Raw genomic sequence first — 7,552 nt, 5'->3', positions numbered from 1 at the left:
TCGAACCTGCGACCAATTGATTAAAAGTCAACTGCTCTACCAACTGAGCTAACGACCCATTACCTGTACTGCTGAAGATAATTTCCTGCTGCCTTAACGTTTTACAGTTGTCTTGGCAACGGCGGCATATATTACTAATTTATCATCACAGTGCAACTTAAATTTCCACTGAAATGTTTAACTGCTTGTTCTTCACACGATAAAGCCCAGAAATTAGTCAAATTGACTAAATGCTGGGCTCAAAAAAGCTAAAGAGCAGATAAACGTTTCTGTGCCTGTTTAGCAGCATCAGTATTGGGATATTGCTTGATCACTTGCTGATAAACCGCCTTCGCTTTATCGCTTTGGCCTTTATCCTGCATGATCACCCCAACTTTAAACATGGCTTCTGAACTTTTTGGAGATTTTGGATAATTTTTTACGACAACAGCATAATAATATGCAGCATCATCTTTCTTACCTTTGTTGTAATACAACTGCCCTAACCAATAGTTGGCATTAGGCTGGTAAGTCGATTTTGGATACTGTTTCACAAAACTCTGAAAAGCAGTGATCGCTTGATCATATTGCTTTTTCTCAAGAGCCAGAGAAACAGCCGCATTGTAATCGCTGTTTTCATCACCAGTACTTGCTGTTGGTGCCGCTGTAGAAGCTACTGCGCCTGCGTCAGCATTACCGGAACTTCCAGCCGCTGTATTGTCTGCCGTTGCACCACTTGCCGCAGAAGCTAAATTCTGCGCCCCTTGGCCACCGCTCAGACTATCCATCTGTTGGTAGATCTGTTTCTGCCGCTCAACAACTTGATTGAGCTGGTACTGACTTTCTTGGATCTGACCGCGTAAACTATCAACATCGCGTTGTGAATCTGACAGTTGTTGCTGAAGTTGAGTTAATAGCTGGCTGTGAGCGTTGGAAATACGCTCAAGTTGAGTGACTCGATCTTCTACCGAGCCTGAGCCGACATTACTGATTGGCGCTTGGGCAGTAGCGGCCCATGGGACCGCTACGCCAACCAGTAACGACAGACCCACTAAGTGACGTCTGAAGTTACTGTTCATGCGATTCTCTTAGTAAACCAGAACTGCACGACGGTTTTTAGCAAAGGCTGCTTCGTCATGGCCCAGTACTGCTGGTTTCTCTTTACCGTAAGAAACGATAGAGATCTGGTCAGCAGAAACGCCTTTGCCTTGCAGATACATTTTCACTGCGCTAGCACGACGCTCGCCCAAAGCGATGTTGTATTCTGGCGTACCGCGTTCATCCGCGTGGCCTTCAACAACAACTTTGTAAGATGGGTTGCTACGCAAGAATGCAGCATGTGCATCCAGCATTTGAGCGAAGTCAGAACCGATATCGTATTTATCGAAACCGAAGTAAACGATGTTGTTCTTTTGCAGTTCTTGCATCTGAAGACGTGCTTGCTCTTCAGAAGACAGGTTGCTGCCGTTCTCTGTACCAGTGCCAGCGCCCATGCCAGATTGGTCATTATTTGCGCTTTTGTTGGAACTACAAGCCGCCACAGCCAGAACAGGCAAAGCCAACATTAGCCCTTTTAGCACTTTGTTCAGTTGCATCTCTTTGATCCTTTTTTATAGTTTGCCATACATACGTATTTACACATGCATCACAGATACGGCGACCAGGCAGGAAATTTGACCTGTCCATCAGTTGCCGGAAGACGCGCTTTGAAACGCCCATCAGTCGAGACCAGCTGTAACACGGAACCCAGCCCTTGTGTCGAGCTATAGATAACCATGGTGCCGTTAGGCGCGATACTAGGCGTTTCATCCAGTAACGTGTCCGTTAATACTTGAACGGCTCCCGTTTCCAGATCCTGTTTGGCGATGTGTTGTGCCCCACCATTGGAACTAACCAATACCAGGAACTTACCATCAGGGCTCACGTCTGCGTTCTGGTTCTGAGAACCTTCCCACGTGATTCGCTGTGGCACACCGCCATTAATATTCACTTTATAAACTTGTGGGCGACCACCCTGATCCGATGTATAAGCCAGACTCTGGCTATCCGGGAACCAGCTTGGTTCAGTATTATTACTACGGCCATCCGTCACTTGGCTGATTTGACCTGAAGCCAAGTCCATAACATACAAGTTCAGGCTACCGCTTTTAGACAACGCGAAGGCCAACTTAGAGCCATCAGGTGAGAAAGCGGGTGCACCGTTATGACGTGGGAAAGAGGCCACTTGCCTAATCGCACCATTTGCCAGCGTCTGAATAACCAACGCTGATTTGCCGCTTTCAAAAGTCACATAAGCAATTTTGCTACCATCTGGAGACCAAGCGGGTGACATCAGAGGTTCAGGAGAGCGGTGGACGACAAACTGGTTGTAGCCATCGTAATCAGAAACCCGTAATTCATGTGGGAATTTACCACCGTTAGTTTTCACAACATAAGCAATGCGAGTACGGAAAGCGCCTTTAATCCCGGTGAGTTTTTCAAATACTTCATCACTGACAGTATGCGCTGAATAACGTAACCATTGTTTAGTCACTTTATACTGATTCTGCGCCAAAATACTGCCAGCAGAGCCAGAAGTATCCACTAGCTGGTAAGAGACCACATAGCTACCGTCAGCGCTTGGTTGAACCTGACCAACAACAACAGCATCAATCCCCAAAGCAGTCCAAGCAGCAGGGGTGACTTCAGCGGCGGTGGAAGGCTGTTGTGGCATACGAGCGGCATCAATTGGGTTAAATTTTCCGCTATTACGTAAATCTGCACCTACGATGGCGCCAATTTCTTCAGGTGGTGTGCCCGGCCCCATCCATTTGAACGGAACAACTCCAATCGGACGCGCTGAGTCTACCCCTTGGGTAATCTCAATCCGAACTTCTGCATGTAATACCGAAGCCCATAAAACTAAAAAGCCTAGCGCTACTCGAAATGCCTGCTTCATTTTATCTCCCTTACCCGAGCGGGATGCCCGCGATAATTAGCAGAATTTTAACAAACCACTGCAAACAAAACTACATAATCCATCGTTAATTAACAACGTTATACCCTGTTAATCAAACCTTATTGAGGCTTAAACACAAGCGGAGCATTCTTAAATTGTTCATAGACATCCGTACTTGGAGGCTTAGGAATTTTCGCTTGTTTTGCCGCAGCGATGGCAGCCTGGCACAGTGCCGGGTCCCCTCCTTCTGCTTTCACATCAATTAATAGACCGTCTGGTGCCAATTTAATTCGCAAATCACAGGTGCGGCCTTTGTAAAGATCTGCATCATAAAATTTACTTTGTATCGCTCCGGTGATTTGCCCCAGGTAGCCGCTGATATCAGCACCTGATGCCCCGCTTTTCTTACCGCCACCTTTACCGGCGGCAGCGGCACCTGCACCAGAACCACTTTTCGGTGCATTTTTAGCGTTTGCCAAACCACCGAACAAATCATCAACATCCGTTGAGGTCGCAGCTTCTGCGGCCGCTTTTTTCTTGGCCTCAGCAGCGGCAGCAACTTTTTTAGCAGTAGCGGCTTTCTTTTCAGCATCAGCGGCCGCTTTCTTTTCTGCGGCGTCAGCCGCAGCCTTTTCGGCAACCTCTACCGCTTTCTTCGCATCGGCATCGGCTTGTTTCTTCGCCGCTGCGGCAACAGCCGCTTCTTTTTTGGCTTCAGCCTCGGCTTTTTTCTGTGCTTCAGCCTGTGCTTTCACTATTTTATCTGCTTCAGCTTTTGCCTGAGCCGCAGCCGCTTCAGCCTGCTTCTGTTCTTCTTTCGCTTTTGCAACGGCAGCAGCGGCGATTTTCTGTTGTTCAGCGGCCTGCTTTTGCTGTTCAGCGATTTGTTTTTGTTGTTCAGCAACCTGCTTTTTCTGCTCTTCAACAGCTAGCTTCGCATCTTCTTGCGCTTGCAGACGCTCTTTTTCTAATTCTTTCAGCCGCTGTTGTTCGGCAGCCTGCTTTTGCTGCAATTCTTCGGCTTGCTGCTCAGTTTTTTTCTGACGTTGCTGCTCGGCACGTTTAGCATCCGTCTGCTGTTGCTGTTGACGATTATATTGCTCCGTCACCGCCCCCGGATCGACCATTACAGCGTCAATCACTTCGCCGCCAGCACCACCACCGCCCATTTCAGTCGTCTGCGTCAGAGAGCCCCAAATCAACAGGGCAATCAATATGATGTGCAGAACCACCGAAACAATAACGGCGCGATTCAGCTTATCATTTTGCTCGGTTGCCTTACCCACGCTCGATTTCCACACTCGATGTCCGCGCTCTATTGCTAAAAAACGGAACTGCTAAAAACAGGGTATCTACGGGTTGAGTTAAGGATTAGCCCAACCAATATCAACGCAAATTTATATCGGTTGGGTCATTAAACCCACCGATGTAACACCCGCCTGATGCAGCATATTCAGCGCCTTAATAATTTCATCATAAGGAACTTCTTTCGCGCCACCTATCAGGAACACGGTTTTCGGATTCGTTTTTAATCGTGCTTGAGCTTCTGCCACCACTTGCTCTGAAGGCAACAGCTCCATCCGTTGGTGATCAACCACCACCGTATATTGCCCAACACCGGAAACCTCAACAATTACAGGCGGATTATCATCACTGGATACCGTTTTTGAATCCGTCGCATCGGGTAAGTTTACCTCGACACTTTGCGTGATAATGGGTGCGGTTGCCATGAATATCAGCAACAGCACCAGCAAAACGTCGAGTAAGGGAACAATATTAATTTCAGACTTAAGCTCGCGACGCTTACGACCACGTACTCGCGCCATATAACCCCCTACTTATTTGCTTTCGGCGCTGGCGAAAGCCTGGCGATGCAGAATAGCAATGAACTCTTCCATGAAGTTGTCATAGTTTTGTTCAAGCTTATTCATATGCTGATTCAGGCGGTTATAGGCCATAACAGCAGGAATAGCAGCAAACAGGCCGATCGCTGTGGCAATCAATGCTTCTGCAATGCCTGGTGCTACCATCTGTAATGTCGCCTGCTTGACGGCGCCCAGAGAAATAAAGGCATGCATAATCCCCCATACGGTACCAAACAGACCGATATACGGGCTGATTGAACCGACAGTACCGAGGAACGGAATATGTGTTTCCAACGCTTCTAACTCGCGGTTCATTGAAATGCGCATCGCACGGGAAGCGCCGTCAATCACCGCCTCTGGTGCATGACTGTTTGCACGATGTAAACGAGCAAACTCTTTGAAACCAGAATGGAAGATCTGCTCTGAGCCGCTAAGTGTATCGCGGCGAGCCTGACTTTCCTGATACAAGCGAGAAAGCTCAATGCCGGACCAAAACTTATCTTCGAAGGCTTCAGCATCGCGGGTAGCCGCATTCAGAATTCGCGTTCGTTGAATGATGATAGCCCATGACGCAATAGAAAAGCCCATCAGAACCAGCATGATAAGCTTAACGAATAGGCTTGCCTGCAGGAATAAATCCAGAATGTTCATGTCAGCCACTACTTAAACTCCGCGACAATAGACTTAGGAAGCGCTCTTGGCTTCATTTGATGTGGATCGATACATGCAATCAATACTTCTGCACTACTCAGAAGATTGCCATGTGAGTCGAGAATTCGTTGAGCAAACGTGAGAGAGGCACCACGCATCGCGGTAATTTCACTCTGAACCTCCAGCATATCGTCAAGACGTGCGGGGGCCAGGTATTCTACCGCCATGCTGCGGACAGCAAAAGCAACATGCTCACTGAGCAATTGTTGCTGATGAAAATTTCGTTGGCGCAACATTTCAGTTCGCGCCCTTTCATAAAAGGCAACGTAACGTGCATGGTAAACCATGCCACCAGCATCGGTATCTTCAAAGTAGACTCGTACCGGCCATCGAAATAACGTATTACTCACTCTACTTCCCAGTAATGCAATTAACGAACACACTATACTGAAGAGCGTTGAGCTTTGGAATCACTTGCGAGAATAGAACGAAAATAATTATGGGCCGGATGGCCCATAGGTAGGATTGTGTTCAAGGAAGATTAGGCGAAAAAGTAGAATAATCCTGTAGCCAAGATCACAATTGCAGGAAGTGGTGCAAAAAAAGCGCGCAACCACACCTGTTTAGGGCGAAAACCGACGCCATGGATCACACCAGTGCACACCGCCCACACGATAAAGGCCTCCTGCCATACTTCCAGTGAGCTGGTTGCCGCCGCAAAACGCGATGGGTCCCAAAACACGCAGAAAGCCAGCGCAAACGCGAGCACCAGTGAAAGGGCCCTCAGCGGGCCCTTATCCATTAATTCGTACAACTTATCAGACAACATCGTCGTTGCCATTGTTAGCGGCTTTAGCTGCTGCGTTGGCTTCACTCTGCTCCAATGCCAGAGCAGTGATGATACCAAAGGAGCAGGCCAGAAGTGTCCCTAGAATCCAGGCAAAATACCACATGCTTTATGCTCCTTAGTACAGTGAATGCTTGTTGTTTTCGATAAATTCTTTATCAATACGCCCGAACATCTTGTAGTAACACCAACTGGTGTAAAGCAGGATGATAGGCACAAAAATTATCGCAACAATCGTCATCACTTTCAGCGTTAACAGGCTAGATGTCGCATCCCACATGGTCAGGCTGACATTCGGCATAGTGCTTGATGGCATAACGAACGGGAACATGGTTACGCCAGCGGTCAAGATCACACAAACAATCGTCAGTGATGAGAACAAGAAGGCCCATGCCCCTTTTTCAAAGCGCGACAACAAAATGGTGAACAGTGGGAAAATCACGCCAAGTGCTGGTAAAGCCCACAGGGTTGGATACTTGTTGAAGTTAATCAACCATGCACCGGCCTGATGAGCAACTTCCTTGCGCATTGGGTTAGATTCAGCTGCCGTATCCAATACTGAAGTGATAACGAAGCCATCAATACCTTTAACTAACCAGATACCTGCGAGCAGGAAGGCAACACTCATCACCAAAGCCGAGATCTGAGCTGCGTTACGGGAACGAAGGTGCAGCTCACCACGCGTACGCATTTGTAGGTAAGTCGCGCCTTGCGTCACCAACATGGTCAGGCTGACAATACCGGCCAATAAGCCAAACGGGTTCAGTAACTGGAAGAAGTTACCGGTGTAGAACAGGCGCATGTACTCATTCATGTGGAAAGGCACGCCTTGCAGCAAGTTACCAAAAGCCACACCGAAGACTACTGCAGGCACAAAGCTACCGATAAAGATGCCCCAGTCCCACATGTTACGCCAGCGGCTATTCTCTAGCTTGGAACGGTAGTCAAAACCGACCGGACGGAAGAACAATGCCGCCAACACCAGAATCATCGCGATATAGAAGCCGGAAAATGCGGCGGCATAAACCATTGGCCAGGCCGCAAACAGTGCCCCACCCGCCGTAATCAACCAAACCTGATTACCATCCCAGTGAGGGGCAATCGAGTTAATCATGATACGGCGCTCAGTATCATTTTTACCTATGATACGCAGCAGGATGCCGACACCCATATCGAAACCATCAGTGACTGCGAAACCAATCAGTAGCACACCAATCAGCAGCCACCAGATAAATCGTAATACTTCATAATCAAACATAAGTGGACTCCTGT

The 7,552-nt window shown here is 48.0% G+C and carries 10 protein-coding genes; all 10 read right to left on the bottom strand.

What is annotated here, in order from left to right; genetic code table 11:
* Positions 1 to 248: 248 nt before the first annotated feature.
* Positions 249 to 1,058, bottom strand: coding sequence for a cell division protein CpoB (gene cpoB, locus AC971_RS20115; RefSeq protein ID WP_025383075.1), 810 nt, complete (start codon positions 1,056 to 1,058; stop codon positions 249 to 251).
* Positions 1,059 to 1,067: 9 nt separating this feature from the next.
* The gene (gene pal / locus AC971_RS20110) at positions 1,068 to 1,574 is read right to left on the bottom strand and encodes a peptidoglycan-associated lipoprotein Pal (protein ID WP_011191946.1); all 507 of its coding nucleotides are present in this window, start codon (positions 1,572 to 1,574) and stop codon (positions 1,068 to 1,070) included.
* 50 nt (positions 1,575 to 1,624) lie between these two features.
* Positions 1,625 to 2,917, bottom strand: coding sequence for a Tol-Pal system beta propeller repeat protein TolB (gene tolB, locus AC971_RS20105; RefSeq protein WP_025383074.1), 1,293 nt, complete (start codon positions 2,915 to 2,917; stop codon positions 1,625 to 1,627).
* A 119-nt stretch (positions 2,918 to 3,036) separates the two neighbouring features.
* The gene (gene tolA / locus AC971_RS20100; RefSeq protein ID WP_025383073.1) at positions 3,037 to 4,203 is read right to left on the bottom strand and encodes a cell envelope integrity protein TolA; all 1,167 of its coding nucleotides are present in this window, start codon (positions 4,201 to 4,203) and stop codon (positions 3,037 to 3,039) included.
* A 111-nt stretch (positions 4,204 to 4,314) separates the two neighbouring features.
* Positions 4,315 to 4,743, bottom strand: coding sequence for a colicin uptake protein TolR (gene tolR / locus AC971_RS20095; RefSeq protein ID WP_002210736.1), 429 nt, complete (start codon positions 4,741 to 4,743; stop codon positions 4,315 to 4,317).
* A 12-nt stretch (positions 4,744 to 4,755) separates the two neighbouring features.
* Complete coding sequence (gene tolQ / locus AC971_RS20090; protein ID WP_025383072.1) at positions 4,756 to 5,442, bottom strand: Tol-Pal system protein TolQ; 687 nt, start codon at positions 5,440 to 5,442, stop codon at positions 4,756 to 4,758.
* Entirely contained in the window at positions 5,442 to 5,843 is a 402-nt protein-coding gene (ybgC, locus tag AC971_RS20085) for a tol-pal system-associated acyl-CoA thioesterase (RefSeq protein WP_025383071.1), read from the bottom strand. The genes tolQ and ybgC overlap by 1 nt, the downstream gene beginning before the upstream one ends.
* 131 nt (positions 5,844 to 5,974) lie before the next feature.
* Positions 5,975 to 6,262 (bottom strand): cyd operon protein YbgE, encoded by a 288-nt coding sequence (ybgE, locus tag AC971_RS20080; RefSeq protein ID WP_025383070.1) that lies wholly within the window; start codon positions 6,260 to 6,262, stop codon positions 5,975 to 5,977.
* On the bottom strand, positions 6,252 to 6,386 hold the full coding sequence (gene cydX, locus AC971_RS20075) for a cytochrome bd-I oxidase subunit CydX (RefSeq protein WP_025383069.1): 135 nt from the start codon (positions 6,384 to 6,386) through the stop codon (positions 6,252 to 6,254). Before cydX ends, ybgE begins: the two co-directional genes overlap by 11 nt.
* Before the next feature lie 12 nt (positions 6,387 to 6,398).
* On the bottom strand, positions 6,399 to 7,538 hold the full coding sequence (cydB, locus tag AC971_RS20070; protein ID WP_025383068.1) for a cytochrome d ubiquinol oxidase subunit II: 1,140 nt from the start codon (positions 7,536 to 7,538) through the stop codon (positions 6,399 to 6,401).
* Positions 7,539 to 7,552 lie beyond the last annotated feature (14 nt).

Origin of the sequence: Yersinia similis (assembly GCF_001053095.1) — a bacterium.
GTDB lineage: Bacteria > Pseudomonadota > Gammaproteobacteria > Enterobacterales > Enterobacteriaceae > Yersinia > Yersinia similis.
Note: the sequence above shows the minus strand (reverse complement) of the source record. Positions and strands in the feature narration are given on the sequence as shown.